Origin of the sequence: Psychromonas sp. L1A2, from assembly GCF_009828855.1 — a bacterium.
Taxonomy (GTDB): Bacteria; Pseudomonadota; Gammaproteobacteria; order Enterobacterales; family Psychromonadaceae; genus Psychromonas.
Window position 1 is genome coordinate 593,016 of the sequence record NZ_WUAG01000001.1, and the last position, 16,455, is coordinate 609,470.

The 16,455-nt window shown below is 35.6% G+C and carries 13 protein-coding genes and 1 pseudogene; 13 read left to right on the plus strand and 1 reads right to left on the minus strand.

Going from position 1 to position 16,455, the window contains the following annotated elements; genetic code table 11:
• The first annotated feature begins 26 nt into the window (after positions 1-26).
• The 8 genes from GQR59_RS02600 (at position 27) to GQR59_RS02635 (ending at position 11,446) form a co-directional block, all read left to right on the plus strand.
• Entirely contained in the window at positions 27-740 is a 714-nt protein-coding gene (locus GQR59_RS02600; protein ID WP_160060582.1) for a TRADD-N-associated membrane domain-containing protein, read from the plus strand.
• Between the two features lie 83 nt (positions 741-823).
• Positions 824-1,093 (plus strand): hypothetical protein, encoded by a 270-nt coding sequence (locus tag GQR59_RS02605; RefSeq protein ID WP_160060583.1) that lies wholly within the window; start codon positions 824-826, stop codon positions 1,091-1,093.
• A gap of 426 nt (positions 1,094-1,519) precedes the next feature.
• Positions 1,520-2,530, plus strand: coding sequence for a transposase (locus GQR59_RS02610; RefSeq protein WP_160060584.1), 1,011 nt, complete (start codon positions 1,520-1,522; stop codon positions 2,528-2,530).
• A gap of 176 nt (positions 2,531-2,706) precedes the next feature.
• On the plus strand, positions 2,707-2,883 hold the full coding sequence (locus tag GQR59_RS02615; protein ID WP_160060585.1) for a hypothetical protein: 177 nt from the start codon (positions 2,707-2,709) through the stop codon (positions 2,881-2,883).
• Positions 2,884-3,090: 207 nt separating this feature from the next.
• Positions 3,091-3,459, plus strand: a complete 369-nt coding sequence (locus tag GQR59_RS02620) for a hypothetical protein (RefSeq protein ID WP_160060586.1) — start codon at positions 3,091-3,093, stop codon at positions 3,457-3,459.
• 38 nt (positions 3,460-3,497) lie between these two features.
• Entirely contained in the window at positions 3,498-3,887 is a 390-nt protein-coding gene (locus GQR59_RS02625; RefSeq protein ID WP_160060587.1) for a hypothetical protein, read from the plus strand.
• Between the two features lie 31 nt (positions 3,888-3,918).
• Entirely contained in the window at positions 3,919-10,956 is a 7,038-nt protein-coding gene (locus GQR59_RS02630; RefSeq protein WP_160060588.1) for an RHS repeat-associated core domain-containing protein, read from the plus strand.
• A 16-nt stretch (positions 10,957-10,972) separates the two neighbouring features.
• Positions 10,973-11,446, plus strand: coding sequence for an SMI1/KNR4 family protein (locus GQR59_RS02635; protein WP_160060589.1), 474 nt, complete (start codon positions 10,973-10,975; stop codon positions 11,444-11,446).
• Between the two features lie 488 nt (positions 11,447-11,934).
• On the opposite strand, the pseudogene GQR59_RS02640 reads toward GQR59_RS02635, so the two are convergent.
• A pseudogene (locus tag GQR59_RS02640) lies at positions 11,935-12,744 on the minus strand (IS110 family transposase); the annotation flags it as partial.
• A gap of 59 nt (positions 12,745-12,803) precedes the next feature.
• Between GQR59_RS02640 and GQR59_RS02645 the strand changes: the two are divergent.
• The 5 genes from GQR59_RS02645 to GQR59_RS02665 all read left to right on the plus strand — a co-directional run bounded on the left by GQR59_RS02645 (position 12,804) and on the right by GQR59_RS02665 (position 16,155).
• Complete coding sequence (locus GQR59_RS02645; RefSeq protein ID WP_160060591.1) at positions 12,804-13,070, plus strand: hypothetical protein; 267 nt, start codon at positions 12,804-12,806, stop codon at positions 13,068-13,070.
• Between the two features lie 424 nt (positions 13,071-13,494).
• Positions 13,495-14,148, plus strand: a complete 654-nt coding sequence (locus GQR59_RS02650; RefSeq protein WP_160060592.1) for a hypothetical protein — start codon at positions 13,495-13,497, stop codon at positions 14,146-14,148.
• A 774-nt stretch (positions 14,149-14,922) separates the two neighbouring features.
• Positions 14,923-15,075, plus strand: a complete 153-nt coding sequence (locus GQR59_RS18440; protein ID WP_201288003.1) for a hypothetical protein — start codon at positions 14,923-14,925, stop codon at positions 15,073-15,075.
• 4 nt (positions 15,076-15,079) lie between these two features.
• The gene (locus GQR59_RS02660; RefSeq protein ID WP_160060593.1) at positions 15,080-15,325 is read left to right on the plus strand and encodes a hypothetical protein; all 246 of its coding nucleotides are present in this window, start codon (positions 15,080-15,082) and stop codon (positions 15,323-15,325) included.
• Between the two features lie 566 nt (positions 15,326-15,891).
• The gene (locus GQR59_RS02665; RefSeq protein ID WP_160060594.1) at positions 15,892-16,155 is read left to right on the plus strand and encodes a hypothetical protein; all 264 of its coding nucleotides are present in this window, start codon (positions 15,892-15,894) and stop codon (positions 16,153-16,155) included.
• The last annotated feature ends 300 nt before the right edge of the window (positions 16,156-16,455 follow it).

Genomic DNA, 16,455 nt, shown 5'->3' on the forward strand with positions numbered 1-16,455 from the left:
TATCTAACCTAATCTAAGGATTTATTGTGTTACTTGAACCAATCTCGATAGCAACAGATCTAATTGAAAGCTGGCTAAAAGGTAGTAAGTCTTTAAGGGTAGTTTTGGGGCTTGCCATAGCATCGCTAGGCATTGCAGTTATTACTCTTAGTTTAGGCGGTTTAATAGACTTAGAAAAACAATTCAAAGATGTAGTTGCTGGAACTTTCTTTGCAATTTCAATAATTCTTACCTTCGGAGTTATTGGTTATCAAAACGCTTTAGAAAGAACAAGAACGGCTGAAAAGATTGAAGCTGTAGAAGAGCGGTTTAGAGATAATCCCAAAGAAACACAAGCTGCTTGGGAGTTGGCACAAACCAAACTCGAAACATATATAAACCGAAATTTGAGTCAAGTACGTTCAATTTTTTGGTTAACTGTTTTCGTTATGTTATTTGGGTTCGCATTAATTAGTTACGGTGTGTTTAAAGCTTTTGAAACCCCTGATTTGTTAGCACCATCAATTTTAACAGCATGTAGCGGATTGATTGTGAATTTTATCGGAGCAACATTTCTCGTAGTGTTTAAATCTACAATGTCCCAAGCCCAAGAGTATATGGGAATAATCGAAAGAATTAATGCTGTTGGTATGTCAGTACAAATTCTAGAAACATTAGATGACTCTAAACATGAATTAAAAGACAAAACCACTTCTGACATTGCGCAAAAGCTATTAGATTTATATGGTGGGAAACGATAGTTAACAAACAAGATGTATGGACTCCCTAACCTTATCTACTAAGATTTAAGTGATCTGATTTGTAGCAATTAAAGGAGTCTTATATGAATAAGTATGGTGTTCTCGCGATCGATTTAGCTAAAACAGTTTTTCAAGTTTGTAAAACAGATAGTTTTGGAAATGTTATTTACAATAAAGCTGTTAATCGTAAAAGATTAAAAGAAATTTTAACTCTAGAAAAAAAATCTCTTGTTGCAATGGAGTCATGTGGTGGTACACATTACTGGGCTCGTTTTGCGAAAGCTCAGGGGCATGAAGTAAAGGCAATACCAGCAAGGCTTGTGTTAAAATTCTGGACAGCCATAAACTTTTGACTGATGTAACTGCTCAAACTATCTTTTATAGATGCTTATTTTGCATCTAGGAGTTAGTTTTTATGACTCAATCTCGTCGCTCTCAAGTTTCCCTTTCAGATAGCCCTCAACAGAAGCAAGTATGAAGTTAATCGACTTATTATCGATTAACTTCATTAGATTGTTTAGCACGCTGATATTATTAAGCTTAGCTTACAAACCTTGCTGATATTGCGCATTAGTCGAGACTGTAACCATGCCAGTCACCGTTGCTGCTGCTTGCTGATCTCCCGCTAAGAAATCTTCAAAGTGCTTAATTAATTGCACTTTATCTTGCTTCTCTTTTGAACCTGAAACAAAAGTTCTGGACAGCCATAAACTTTTGACTAATGTAACTTCTCAAACTATCTTTTATAGATGCTTATTTTGCATCTAGGAGGTAGTTTTATGACTCAATCTCGCAGCTCTCAAGTTTCCCTTTCAGATACCCCTTACTATCACTGTATTTCACGCTGTGTTCGTCGTGCTTATTTATGCGGAGAAGATAAATACACCGAAAAATCATTTGAACATAGGCGGCAGTGGGTTGTTGAGCGAATGCATTGCCTTGCCTCACTCTTTAATATTGATATTTGTGCTTACGCTATTATGTCGAATCACTATCATCTTGTATTGCATGTTGATGAAATACTTAATGAAAATTTAAGTCATGAAGATGTGTGTGAACGTTGGTGTCAGCTGTATTCAAAGCCCGTTTTAATTGAACGTTGGCAAAATGCGTTAACGGTGTCAGAAGCAGAAAATAAAGCCGCACTTGAGGTTATTAATGGGTGGAGAGGGCGGTTAGCTGATATTTCATGGTTTATGCGTTGTTTAAATGAATTTGTTGCGCGCAAAGCGAATAAAGAAGATGCATGCTCAGGTCGATTTTGGGAAGGAAGGTTTAAGTCTCAAGCACTCCTTGATGAAGATGCTTTGTTAGCTTGTATGGCTTATGTCGATTTAAACCCTGTCCGCGCCAAAATGAGTGATAGTGTCGAAACGTCAGAATATACATCCGCTTATGAGCGCCTATTACCTTGCAAAAAAGTTGGTGTTGCTCAGCAACAAGAAGAACTATTAAGCTACCATGTTAAGAAAAAGCCACTATTTGGTTTTGTTGGTGATGAACATGAGGATAACCCACAAGGTATGCCATTTTCATTATTGGATTATATTGAATTAGTTGATTGGAGTGGACGAATTATCAGAGAAGATAAACGGGGGGCAATTTCAAGCCAGCATCCCCGATTATTAACCAAACTCGGTTTAGATGGTGACACCTGGATATCACTCGCGAGCAGCTTTGGTAAGGAATACCAAGGTGCCGTGGGCTCTTTGGAAGCATTAGCTTTATTTGCTAGCCATACAGGTAAACGTTGGATAGCCAGTAAAAACCAATTGCGACGAACACATTAACCAATCGCCTCGGTAATCTCTCAATTATTTGTTATTGGCAACGGCCAATGTTTTCCATGCCTGAAAAATCAATATTACTCCCACCCCTTATTTAATTTTAAGTTTTACCGCTAAAGTGCCAACTATTTTAGTTAGTATTTTGATTTGCTAGCAATGAAAATAGCATTATGAGGCGAGTGAAAGTTTATGGATGTCCATTTTTTCTATGTCCAGCTATTTTTGGTTACTTAACAACGGTACCTTACAAGCAAATCATTATTGCAATGGGCGAAGGTTCAAAAGCAAGTCTAAGTGCCTTTGAACACTTGATCAGAACACCTGCTCCTGTCGCTAAAATTGCAGAAGTAGCTTAGTTTATAGTTACTGAGTTAATAAGTAACTAATATTAACAACAGGCCAACTACTTCGTACTTGGCCTTTTTTATTTTAATTTTTTAGTGACTCACGTCACTTTTTTACGGCTCTTTGTCTTTTTTTTATATGTTTTATTTATATTTCTTGCACATTTCTTGCATATTTGTAATATTCTAGAAAATCTAATAATAATAAGGATATTGTTGATGAAATTTAAAGTATTAGCGTTAATTACAATGACTTTCAGTGCATTTAGCTCATTGAGTCACTCAGCAGAAACAGTTGGCACTATAGATGAAATTATATTGTGTGAATTGGGAGGAGATAAGTGGGTAAAAACATTACAATTTAAAGTGAATAATCAATGGTTTGGTATCTATGCTGATTATTTTAAAACAGGGAATTCTTATGATAATAATATTGCCACTTCATTGATCTATATGGCTTATTCGCAAGAGAGTGTTATTAAAATCAAAGCTTCAGGCAACTGGGATAATGCATTTACTGTTTGTGGTGTAGCTAAAGGTTCAATTATATATCGTATCGATGGTGATTATATCCGTTTATCTCGATAATATTTAAAGCTTTAATTAATTAATATTTTAGGCTCTATATGCAAATAAATAAACATATACGTTATATATTTATTGTCGCTATTATTATTTCTTTCGGAGTAGTTTGTTTTCTATATTCAAATACAGTTGTAAGGGAAGAAATAGTGCCACTTAATGAAAGTAAAGAGCTTAAAATAGAAAAATTAAAAGAACTAAGCGATGAAGCGAATTATCCGTCGCCAGTTATAAAGTTACAACAATTAATGGCACAGTCTTTTTCTATCCTAGAACCAATTGAAGAGCCGAAAGATAATATTTCACATGAAACTTTTATTACTTCTCTAGAACGTCAAGAATTTACCAATACAAATGAAGATGAAAAGCTACAGCAACTTTTATTTGAAATAAAAAAATTAGAAAAAAATATTTCGAATACTGCTTTTAAATAGCACTTCAATATCATAAACAATGGATTGTATTATGTTTAATTTTAATAAACAGATGTTACCTTTTAGCTCTAATTATTTGGGGAGCTTTATTGGGAAAATTTTATTATTAAGAGTTGTCTCTCTCTGTGCTGTAGTATTTTTTATCTCAAGTGCAAATGCAGTTAATTATACTTCTTCGGGAAGTGCTCAATTTGAACTGTCAGGAAATTTGATGGTGGAAGGAGGAAAGGCAATATATGAATTACCTATAGAAATAATTCCTGGAAGAGCAGGGCACACACCTCATATTAGTTTGGTTTATAATAGTGATATGAGCAACGGTTACTTAGGCATGGGATGGCAATTACAAGCTAGTTCTGTAATCACTCATTGTGGACAAAATTTAGAAAAAGATGGCGTGTGGGGTGGAGTTAACTTCGATGCAGAAGATAGATACTGTTTAGACGGGCAGCGCTTAATTGCAATTACAGGTTACAATGGTGCCAACTCAACAGAATATCGAGTAGAAAAGAATGGCTATGCAAAAATTGTTTCTTATGGTAATTCGGGTAGTGGTCCTAGCTATTTTAAAATATGGCCTAAAACAGGGGGGGTTTTAGAATATGGCGTTACATCAGATGCTAAAGTAGAGCTCCCTACAACGAAAAATATTTATAAATGGGCACTTAATAAAAGTACCGATATTAGTGGCGAAAATCATATTTTTTATCATTATGACGAGAGCTTTAATAATATAACTGTAGGTAAAAGCCATCATTTAGATCTCATCACCTATGAAGGTGGGGAGATTAAGTTTAACTATGAAACACGCGCAGACAAGGTTACTCAATACTTGGCAGGGCAGAAATTAACTCGTAATAAACGAATCAAAAGTATTGTTAGTAGAGATCAAAATAATGAATTAGTTAAAAGTTATAATATTAAATATATCTATTCAGATGCTACCAATCGAAGTTTAATAAGTGCGATTGACTTGTGTGTTTCTGATGGTTGTAGTTCAGAGATTAGTTTCGATTGGAAAACAAAAAAAGCAGGCTCTTTCATCAATGAAGAAAAATCGTTTTTTGAACCTCATTTTATTGATAGGAATGGTGATGGTTTTTTCTCAATATACGGAATTATTAATCGTGAATCACGAAATAATGATGTAATTATGAACTTAATTGCCCCTAATAGATCTAGAACGCGTAAAACTGCTACTCGCAATCATGCATTATCAGGAGTAATGAATAACCCTTCTTACAAAACCTTTAGACACGGTTGTCAAGCGAAATATTATCGTAAATATAATGATGGAATTCTGACTGCTGTTTGTGATTTACATGCCTATGCTGACTTTAATGGTGATGGTAAAGAAACAGCAACATCAGCTTCAAATACTGTTGTTGACTTTAATGGTGATGGGCGGGCTGATATATTAACTATTAAAAATGGTCAGATTAATCTTAAATTAGCGGGTACTAACCGCCTTATAATATCTCCGAATATCAATAAGGACTTGGATTTTATTGATATTAATAACGATGGCTATCTAGATGTTATAACTAATAACCCTCTTGCAAAAGTTATTTATTTATTTAATGGTAAACAATTCGTAAAACATCAAAGTTTCGCATTCAAAAAAATGAACGCTTCTGAAAAAATTAATTCATATTTTGCAGATATGAATAATGATGGTTACCCAGAACTTTATTATAACGGCCAATTCTATCTGAATAAATTCGGTACTATAAATGGAAGAGAAGCTTGGAGTGGTTTAAATTATTCTGCAGGTAAAACAGGTGCAATGCAATTTTCAGACATCAACAGTGATGGTTGGTTAGATATTATTCGTACGTTTAACGGTAAAACAGTATTACGTAAATCTATCGCGAGTGTGCAAGACAAAATAATTACTATTAGTGAATATAGTAAGCATTACAACATTAATTACAAACCGTTAGTCGATCAGACTGTGCATAAACAAGTTAAGTATTATAAATTTCCTTTTGTGAATAGCACTCCTCAAAAATATGTTGTTTCCAATGTTGTTAAAACACCGAAAGGCTATAGTAACATTATTTATGATTATCAATACACGGGGGCAAAAAGTCATTTAAAAGGTGGTGGTTTTTTAGGTTTTTCTAGCATTGTTGAAACTGAGAAAGCTGAGATGACAACGGTGACAACACGTGAATTCGAACAATTAGATCTAGCAAAAATAGGGGAACTGTCTAAAGTAAGTATTAGACGAAATAATAAGTTAATTTCAAGACAAAACATTGGCTACCGAGTTCTTAGAAAAAAAGGTGTTAATGCAAATTATTATCAAGTTTACCCTAATAAAGTTGGCACAGAATTTTTTGCTTTAAATGGAGCTATTGAAAAAAAAATAACAGAAGAAATATTAATGGATATTTTTGGTAATAAAACTGAAAATACTATGACAATAGTAGGTGGTAAATCTGATGCTCCTTATATTAAAAAAATAATTAATACTTTCGAGTCAAAAGGAGAAAATACATATCATCAAATTTTAAAATTATCCCCAACATCTGTAATTAATTTTAAAACCATTCCACAATCTGAAGCAGGCATTGAAAAGTTTTGTTCAGATAGTGGCAATATTTATTTAAAAGCTAAAGATAAAGTCAATATTATAGCTGGCATCATCAATATACCGATAGTTGTTAAGCGTTACCCTCAATACTACCAATTTAAGAAAATATCTTCTAATAACACTTTTCCCGAAAATACCATCATTTCAGGCGATTTACAAAAATCTAATCTAAATGATGCCCTACATGATAATGTTTATCCATGCGGTAATTTTAATTTACAAAATGATTCATCAAAACAATTAGAGTCAACTCAAAACTCCTTCATCACTCAAGAGCTAATCACAGAGTCTTCGAATGATTTTTGGAAATTAGGTGCACTAAAAAGTAGTATTGTGTCAATTAATAGTGGTGAAGGAAATATTACCTTTAAGAACACTATGGAATACCTAAAAAATGGGCTTTTATCCTCTGTTTATAACCATGGTGGTAGTTATGGGGGAAGTAACGGGAAATATGCTAAAAGCAGTTATGGCTATGATGAATATGGTAATGTTATTTCAGAAACCTTTAGTGGTACTGGTTTAACACCTCGGACAATATCTACCCTTTATGCTGGATCTGGTGTTAATCCTCGAGCAAGTATTAACGCGTTAGGGCATAAAACGTTATTAGAATACGAACAACGTAATGGTCAACTCGTCAAACAAGTCAGTCCTAGTGGTAAAAAAGTAAGTACTTGGAAGTATGATAAATTTGATAGGGTTATTGAAGAGAGTAAACAGGGCTTTGGTAATACACTTACATACACTTATAAATTAGGTGCCAATTGCCCTAATGTACATAAACAAACGGTTAGCTGTATTATTGCAAAATCTGCTAGCCAAGGTGATATGGTTACTCAGTTTGATTATGAAGGTAAAGAAATAAGAAATGCCCACCAAGGATTTAATGGTCGTTGGATTTATCAAGATACCCAATGGGATAGAAATGGTCGCAAGTTAAGTACAACAAGACCTAGCTTCAAAAAAAATAGTATCGAAGCGACTGTTTATTTTGAATATGATGAACGTAATAGGGAAATAAAAAAAACGGAACCTGCGGCTAATGGCGGAAGTGCAACCTATACAACAAATTACGATAGGTTAAAAACCGTAATAACTGATGCACGTGGTTACAAACATACAACGATTAAAAACGTTTTAGGCTATATTTTAACAAAGATTGAACCACACGGCGCATCTCAAACCTATTCTTATTATCCAGATGGAAAACTTAAAACAAGTACTGATTCAAGTAACAACAAAACACAAATCAAATACGATAATTTAGGACATCGAAGTCAATTGATTGATCCTGATATGGGGAATTGGACTTATAAATATAATGCTGCAGGGGAGTTGTTATATAAAAAGGATGCTAACGGTAAAGTAACTAATATTGTCTATGATAAACTTGGACGTAAAACTGCGCAAAATGAAGACAAGCAAACATCTCATTGGAGTTATGATAAACCGATTCTCGGTACATTAAGTTCGCATAGTGGTCATGGTAATTTAACTAAATATACCTATGGGAAATTTGAACTTGTTAATAAAGTCAGCATGACTAGTTCTAGTGAAACCCTTTCAACTGAATACCAATATGATAACTATGGTCGCCTGAGAAGTGAACTTCGTCCAAATGGTGATAGTGACGATGACCAACTTAATTTGCAATATACATATAACTCAATGGGGTATATGACACGGGTACGTAGTCCCAAAACAGCGGCTGATAACACATTTGCGAGTGCAAAATATCGCAATAGTATTAAGCAGTTAATGGATGATGCGTTAATTGTTGCAAAAGAGTATGTTGGTAAAGCAACCTATTATAAAAATGAAGAAAATTTTTTAAAGAATAAAGCGAAAGAATACAACGTTGATAAAATAGAGGTACATAGGTTAGATGAAACAGGTCAACAGCTCTTGGCTAACAATGAACAATATCAAAAATGGTGTTCGGATGATGGTGTTTGTTATTTAAGGCCATCAGTTTGGTTATCGCTTCATGGGCCTATCTCTGTTCCTGTGAAAATGCTGGTTGGTGATGAAGTATATCGGCTTGAAACCCAATATAATAGCAGTACACCAGGTAAACGTTTATATGATGCAGAAATCGATGCCGTTTCTTTAGACATTTTTAATAATGCTAATTTGACGAAAGCTGATGATACACTGTTTATTGATAGTGATAACAACGGACAAAAAGAACTAATAACTAACAATCAGTTATTTGCAGCAAAGGCAGATAAAACAACTCGAACATCGTTATTATCACTTGCGACAGAAGTAAGTAATGCGACTGCTATTGCTAATGAACGTTATAAGTATTATGCCGATTTAGCTGAGCAGATCACTTCGTTATTGGTTGAAATAAGCAAGGTTAGTGGCTTATATTGCGAACAAGCTGATCGTCTTGTTGGGGATGAATTGAATTCTTCACAACAAGAAGGGTGCACAAATAAGAAAGAAAATAGTCAATGGCAGCATTTGGATAATCTACTTAACGAATCTAAAAATGCTGAAAAAAGCAATGCCGCTTATATCACTTATTGGCAACGCCAAGATACCGATGCTTATGACCATACATTATCCGAAACATTAGGGAACGGGTTAGTAAATACCTACCAACATAACCAAAAAACAGGGCGTCCTGACTATATTGCAACACATAAAGGTAGCCAAGTTTTTGATCATCGGATTAAAGAAACAACAAATAAAGGCAGTAACATTCGCTTGTTACAATATCGTTATGATAACCATAATAATGTAACGTATCGTTATGACAGCGAGTTAGGGATTCAAGATACTTTTTATTATGATGGGCTTGACAGGCTTACCAATAATAAAATTGTGTTAGATAGTCCTAATTTACACGGGATTAGCAATCCTGACTTTAATGTTAATAATAAAATTAGTTACGATAAACTAGGTAATATCACGAACAAAAGTAATGTTGGTGCTTACCAGTATCGTGGAACGGCGCCTCATGCAGTTAGTAATGCCAATAACCTAGATTATCATTACGATAAAGTAGGTAACTTATTATCTGCAACAAAAGAAAAGCAAGGTACCGAGTCAATTGCTGATATTGAGCGTGAATTAGAATGGAGTGATTTTAATAAACCGCTAAAAATAACTCGTAATGACAACACGGTTGAATTCAAATACGATGCCAATCACGATCGTTATTATAAAAAGAGTGTGACAGAAGGTGAAACGATTGAAACTCTCTACTTTAAAAAACTGTATGAGCGTAATACCAATCTCACTAACGGTGAAGTAGAACATAAGCATTTTATTTATGCCGATGGTAAATTAATTGCACTTAATACACAGGTACGTGATAAGGCGAATAAACTTAAAGATAAGCAAGTTCGTTATTTACATTACGATGCACTTGGGTCAGTTGATTTAATCACAGATGGTTATGGTGCCGTAGTAGAGCGGCGTAGCTTTGACCCATGGGGTAAAAAACGTTCAATACGTTGGGATGACAAAGGAGCATTGGATCTACGTTTAATTACCAACCGTGGTTTTACAGGGCATGAACACATTGAAGAGGTTGGGTTGATCCACATGAATGGGCGTATTTACGACCAAACTTTAGGGCGGTTCATGAGCGCCGATCCAGAAATCCAAGCACCGTTTATGACGAACAGCTTTAATCGCTATTCTTATGTGATGAACAATCCCTTGAAATATACCGACCCGACAGGGTTCAGTTGGGAGTCTTTTTCTAACGCTGTTACTAGCGCTGTTTCTCGCGCTTGGAGTTCATTCAAAAATAGCTTTGGTGGTACAAGTACGTCAGCAAGTGACAATACAGGCTCAAAAAATAATCAGGCTGGTGGCGCTAATGGTAATTTAGGTGCTAGTGAACAAACTGATAGTGCAAATATAACTGATGATCTTACAGGTTATTCAAAAGCTCTTTTTAATGATTTTTTGAAAAGTATTTTGGGGGATGACCCGTACGGAAAGTATATAAATGAAAAATATGGTATACCAACCCCAACAGAGTACCCAGGACTATCAATTGCGCCAGAAGAAGAGAGAGGAGTAGCTGTATTTAAAGCTAATCCTTGGTATACTAGTAGTATAGTCATTGGATTCATAGGAAGAAAACCCCCTAAACCAAGTGATTTTTTCGATGTTACAAAGAGTGGAGGTGTTAAGCTCATAAATGGTCGGAAACCAATTAATAGTAAGTATGTTGGTAAGACTCATCCTTCTGGCGTGAAATTTAATGAGCAAGGATTCCCAGATTTTTCACCTCATGCTAAAGCTCAAGTAGATATTAAAGGGTTGACTGGTAACTACGCTAAAGATGCGGCAATGGCTAATAAAGCCGTAGGTCTGAAAAGTACTCCAAGTGGGCACGTTTGGCACCATGTTGAAAATGCCAAGACGATGCAATTAGTATCTAAAGATATACATAACGCTGCTCGTCATACTGGGGGAGCAGCGATTTTGCGGAATCAATAGGGTTGGAGTGTGATTTATGAGTGTTAATTTTTCGAATCCAGTTGCTTTGTTGCAAGGTGAGATAGATTACTTTGTCCAAAGCACCGGTATTATTGTGCCGGAAAAATTTAAGAAGTATTTGCAAGAATTTAATGGTGCTCAGCCAGAAACGAATGTTTTTTCAATTGATGAGAAAAACGAATCAGGAGTTAATAAGTTGATTCCTATTTCTCAAATGATTGAGGAACAAAAGTACTTAGATAATGTTGGAGAAAATGTTTTTCCAATCGCATGGGCAGAAGGTGGTAACTATGTGGTTGTTGATTTTGATAAAAATGCATCTATTTATTTTTGGGATCACGAAGAGCCTGAAAATCAAACCTTTCTAGGGAGTGATGTTTATGATTTTTTATCTAAATTGAAACCTTTTGACCCTGATAGTGTAGAGCTTAAGGAAGGCCAAGTGGAATCTGCTTGGATAGATCCTGATTTCTTAAAAAGCCTTAAATAGTATATCTAAGCCCGCATTAGTGGGCTTTTTAATGCGCTGCTTGTTGGATCACCGTATCTAGCATCTCCATCACAAACTGCTGCTTTGCTCTTGGCAATTGCCTTACCTGTTCGATTTGCTGTTGCAATTTCGACGCAGGCCGACGTTTATGTTATTACGCTTAATTAGTTGAAAGAAAGTTTTGGACATATATGGACGCTCTCTCGTAGTCAAGACGAGTTAATACAGAACACGAAAATAGTTTCATATTCGTCAGACTTTATAACCTTAAATACTTCTCATTAACTCGCTTGCGATGACTGACTCAATGGGTTTATTGAATAAACCGTTCTGACATATATTCGAGCTTGAGCCTTTTCTTTTCATCTTTAAACTACGGTTAGAGAAGTTAATACTTTTTAATTAAGCACTCTCTAGCGACCTAAACAGCCATTCAGGCTCATGGCCTTTGTCCACAACAGGTTTCGCTAGAGAGTAAAACGGGTGAATCATTGTGTTATTTCTTTTGCTATTTGTGGCGTGTAATAACTGTTTTTTTGAAGCAACGTCCACATAATGCGTGCTAGCTTATGTGCTGTGGCAACCGCTGTGCAATTGAAGCTTTTTCGCTCTCTTAATTGGCAAACCCATTGGTTTAATGCATCTTGCTTTTTACCTGCATGGTTAATCATCGCACGCGCACCATGAATTAATAATGTTCGTAAATACTGGTCACCTCGTTTACTGATGCCAGTCATGATGCTTTTATTACCAGAGGCAAATTGTTTCGGTGTAAGACCTAACCACACGGCAAAATCTTTCGCACTAGCAAAGGCTTGCCCGTTACCGATTGAGGCAATAAAAGCAGAGGCATTGAGATAACCGATACCAGGTATACTTAGTACAATCTTACCTAAAGGATGTCGCTCTATTTCTGACTTTAATTTCTTTTCAATTGTTTTAATACGATTATTTAACAGTGGGTATTCGCTATAAACATCGTTAACTAACCATCTCAATGTCGCTGATAATGATTCATCTGAGCATAAATCAATGAGTTTTTCATTAAATCCCTTATGGCCTACTGGGAAGATAATACCAAAATCAGTGAGTACGCCGCGTAACTGATTGCTTGTTGCTATTCGAGTGCCCAATAATCTTTCACGTAAACGATGCAGTATTAATACTTCTTGTTGTGCCATGGTTTTAATAGGAACAAAACGAATAAATGGACGGCAAGAGGCTTCAAAAATAGCGAGTGTATCGTTACTGTCATTCTTATTACCGCGCACAAAAGGAGTGACATGTTGAGCCGGTATTTAATAAAAAGCCACTATTTGGTTTTGTTGGTGATGAACATGAGGATAACCCACAAGGTATGCCATTTTCATTATTGGATTATATTGAATTAGTTGATTGGAGTGGACGAATTATCAGAGAAGATAAACGGGGGGCAATTTCAAGCCAGCATCCCCGATTATTAACCAAACTCGGTTTAGATGGTGACACCTGGATATCACTCGCGAGCAGCTTTGGTAAGGAATACCAAGGTGCCGTGGGCTCTTTGGAAGCATTAGCTTTATTTGCTAGCCATACAGGTAAACGTTGGATAGCCAGTAAAAACCAATTGCGACGAACGCATTAACCCATTGCCTCGTTAATCTCTCAATTATTTGTTATTGGCAACAGCCAATGTTTTCCATGTCTGAAAAATCAATATTACTCTCATTCCTTATTTAATTTTAAATTTTACCGCTAAAGCGCCAACTATTTTAGTTAGTATTTTGATTTGCTAGCAATGAAAATAGCATTACAAGGCGAGTGAAAGTTTATGGATGTCTAGTTATTTCATATGTTATCGATTATGAGGTTCATTTAACAGATATAGCTGTCGCTTTTAAACCAAAAAGTAATGTTGGTTGTGCAAATGCAAGCAATGTCGGCGATCACCGTAAGAATAATGGTAAAGGCCAAGTGTGTTCATGCAATCGAGATCATTACGCCTTAAAAACGCCTAAAGATCAGTTAATAGATATACAGAAAAAAAATTACAAATTGGAGCCTGGAAAATGAGTAAATACGATCAAGAATACTATCTCCCGTTCGCAGCCATGGATGACAGTAAATTATTTGTTGGGATGGATAAAAAATCTGCAATGCGCCGTGGTGGACATAAAAAGCTAAACCTTGTTGATGGACCGATGTTTTTTCATAATGCCTACAAGGAAGAGGATAAAAAAGAAGGAATTAAACTGCCTATTCCTGACATAATGTTGATTTCAAGGGAAATGATTATACCTAGTGATATGATGAAATTTTTGCGAAATTTTAATATTCCTGGTATCCAAGTGTTTCCTGCTGTTTATATTGATGATGATGATAACTGGCATGAAAATTTATCGGTGATTCATTGTTATAAAAGACTAGATTGTTTAGATTTTGATAAAAGTGTAATAGATGATGATTTAGAATATTGGGAAGACGGCGATGATCATACTGTTGATAAACCATCTCTTTCCGAAACTGCTTTAAATGCAATACCAGAAGATGAACGGTTAATATTTAAAATAGATAAGCTTGATGGACTTCATATCTTTTTTCATCAACGTATTGTTGATTATATCCGTGAAATGAAATATACGGGTGTTCATTTTATTAAAGTCGCTGATTTTGAAGAAGGGATGCAAAATCACGAAGGTTTTGATGGTGTCACAACTTATTAGCTTTTGTTAACGCTAATGATGTGATGTATTAATATTCGCAGTTAGTGTTGATACATCAACAACTCTGAATAAATTTTTAACTATTAACGAGTGTAATGTAAAAGTTTTGGACAGCCAAAACTTTTGTTTTGAAGGAGCAGGATTTAAAAAGATTTTTGATGGAAATGGAATGAAATATTTCCAGAGAGGGAAATGGAAAGTTAGGCTTGACCCACCTCATGGTAAAACCAAATTCAACCATATGCACATTAACCGAGGTGGTAACAAAAGTACTTTTGACAAGAATTTAAATCCAGTCTCACATAAAAGTTTAGACGCGCATATATCTATCCAATGACACAAAGGTTTTTATAATGGACTCTTTTACATACGATTTTTCTGACGAAGTTGCTGAATCGTTTTTGTAATGGCAAATTCGTTGAGAAGCCATGCAAGTTAGTTATAGAAAAGTGGGTTCAAGCTAAAAGCAAGCTTCATGATTCAAATACTTATAATTCATTGGAGTCAAATTTGGGCGTGATTAGTTTGATATTAAACATCACCAAAGATGAGGGAACTATACTTATAGTTGCAAATACGTTAGACAATAAATACATTGACTTAGCTTTTACTAGAGCTTGTATACATGTAGAAATGATGTCTTAGTCATTTGTTACAAACAAGGTAAAAATTGGAACAATCACGACCCGAACAACAAACAATACAACTCGATTAGGCGGCCAGCCAGGCGAACCTGGTGTGAAAATTACAAATAGAGATGGCACAGAGTTCGATATGACAAGAACTCGAGTTAAGGAAACGGAAGTTAATCCTTATAAGCCAGATCGTACGAGACCAAAACGGTTTGATGATGCCTTGGATAAAAAAGGTACTAAAAGAGCACCAACTCAGGAAGAACGAGATTGGTTTGATAGCATTGACTGGTGAAATTATGATTGATTCAAAAACAGGAGAGCGAATCGTTGTATTAATTAACGGTGAGTCAGGCCCTTACATTAGAGTGTCAACTTGGAATGATGCTGATGAGTTGGAGGATTTGTTGTCTGGAAAATATGATGTCCTCTATGAGATGAAAACTCCGGAAGAATTTAGAGCTGATGGCGGGAAAGAGTATTACTTTGGTAATGCTGCTGATCCCGATAAGCTTCAAAAAATTCTTGACGATATTACTTTGTAGTTATTGGAGTCCGCAGTCGCGGGCTTTACTTTATCTCTTAGCCGCTTGTCTTCCAGAATCCCTGCTTCTGGACTGATACTTGATTAGACGCACAAGTACGTCATTTTAAGCTAGAAGTGCACCTAGGGCTTAAAATAGATAATATAATTAAAGTACTGTGGTGTAGTGCTTTAAGATACTGATATCACTAGGGTTATGTGCTTTGTTGTCTACGATGAACGTCAGGGTGTTCTGATGTTACAAATAGAGGAGCCTTCAGTGCTAAACAGGGATCTAATTTAAAAGAGCATCTTCACCAAGCAAAGAAATATGGCCAAGGCGGAGTTAAGGAATTACAGAACGGAAAAATTCGCTACTCAGGGAATATATCTCCAGCTAACAAAGCTGGTGAGATGGCAGGTCGAAGGGTTGTTCGAGAATGGGAACCGTCAACAGGCAGTAAAAGAACTTGGCATGAAACAGTAGATCATAATGGTAAAGTTCGAATTGTCAGGCCGCAAAGGGCTGATAATGTTAAGACCCATTATGAGTTTGACGCTAACGGTAATCACATAGGTAAGTTTTAGATGAAAGTTAGTTTACTCGAAGTAATTAATGTCTTAGATAACTTGATTAGTGGAAAGCTTTCAAGAGAGGATGTTTCTGATTGGGCAAGGAAACGGCAGGTTGCTGAAGATGTTGGCAAATTAGAATATGAGCCGGCATCAAAAGAGCAAGAGATCTGGGACGCTATTTTGTACCTTGAAGGTGTTGATTTGAAAGACGGCACAAATTCATATCTTCATGTAGTTGGTGACTTTCAAAACTATAAGTGTAAATTAAACGTTTGATATTAAAGCCCGTATTCGCGGGCTTTTTAATACACCGCTTGTTGGGTCTCACCGTCCGTATCTAACATCTCCATCACAAACTGCTGCTTTGCCCTTTGCAGTCGCCTTATCTGTTCGATTTTCTGTTGCAATTTCGACGTAGGCCGACGTTTATGTTATTACGCTTAATTAGTTGAAAAAGTTTTGGGCAGCCTTAAACTTTTGGCAGATGTAACTTCTCAAACTATCTTTTATAAATGCTTATTTTGCATCTAGGAGGTAGTTTTTATGACTCAATCTCGTCGCTCTCAAGTTTCCCTT

Coding starts and splice junctions, on each gene's coding strand:
- GQR59_RS02630 (WP_160060588.1), top strand. CDS start 3,919: ATGTTTAATTTTAATAAACAGATGTTACCTTTTAGCTCTAATTATTTG.
- GQR59_RS02610 (WP_160060584.1), top strand. CDS start 1,520: ATGACTCAATCTCGCAGCTCTCAAGTTTCCCTTTCAGATACCCCTTAC.
- GQR59_RS02665 (WP_160060594.1), top strand. CDS start 15,892: ATGAAAGTTAGTTTACTCGAAGTAATTAATGTCTTAGATAACTTGATT.
- GQR59_RS02650 (WP_160060592.1), top strand. CDS start 13,495: ATGAGTAAATACGATCAAGAATACTATCTCCCGTTCGCAGCCATGGAT.
- GQR59_RS02620 (WP_160060586.1), top strand. CDS start 3,091: ATGAAATTTAAAGTATTAGCGTTAATTACAATGACTTTCAGTGCATTT.
- GQR59_RS02645 (WP_160060591.1), top strand. CDS start 12,804: ATGCCATTTTCATTATTGGATTATATTGAATTAGTTGATTGGAGTGGA.
- GQR59_RS02605 (WP_160060583.1), top strand. CDS start 824: ATGAATAAGTATGGTGTTCTCGCGATCGATTTAGCTAAAACAGTTTTT.
- GQR59_RS18440 (WP_201288003.1), top strand. CDS start 14,923: ATGACAAGAACTCGAGTTAAGGAAACGGAAGTTAATCCTTATAAGCCA.
- GQR59_RS02660 (WP_160060593.1), top strand. CDS start 15,080: ATGATTGATTCAAAAACAGGAGAGCGAATCGTTGTATTAATTAACGGT.
- GQR59_RS02635 (WP_160060589.1), top strand. CDS start 10,973: ATGAGTGTTAATTTTTCGAATCCAGTTGCTTTGTTGCAAGGTGAGATA.
- GQR59_RS02625 (WP_160060587.1), top strand. CDS start 3,498: ATGCAAATAAATAAACATATACGTTATATATTTATTGTCGCTATTATT.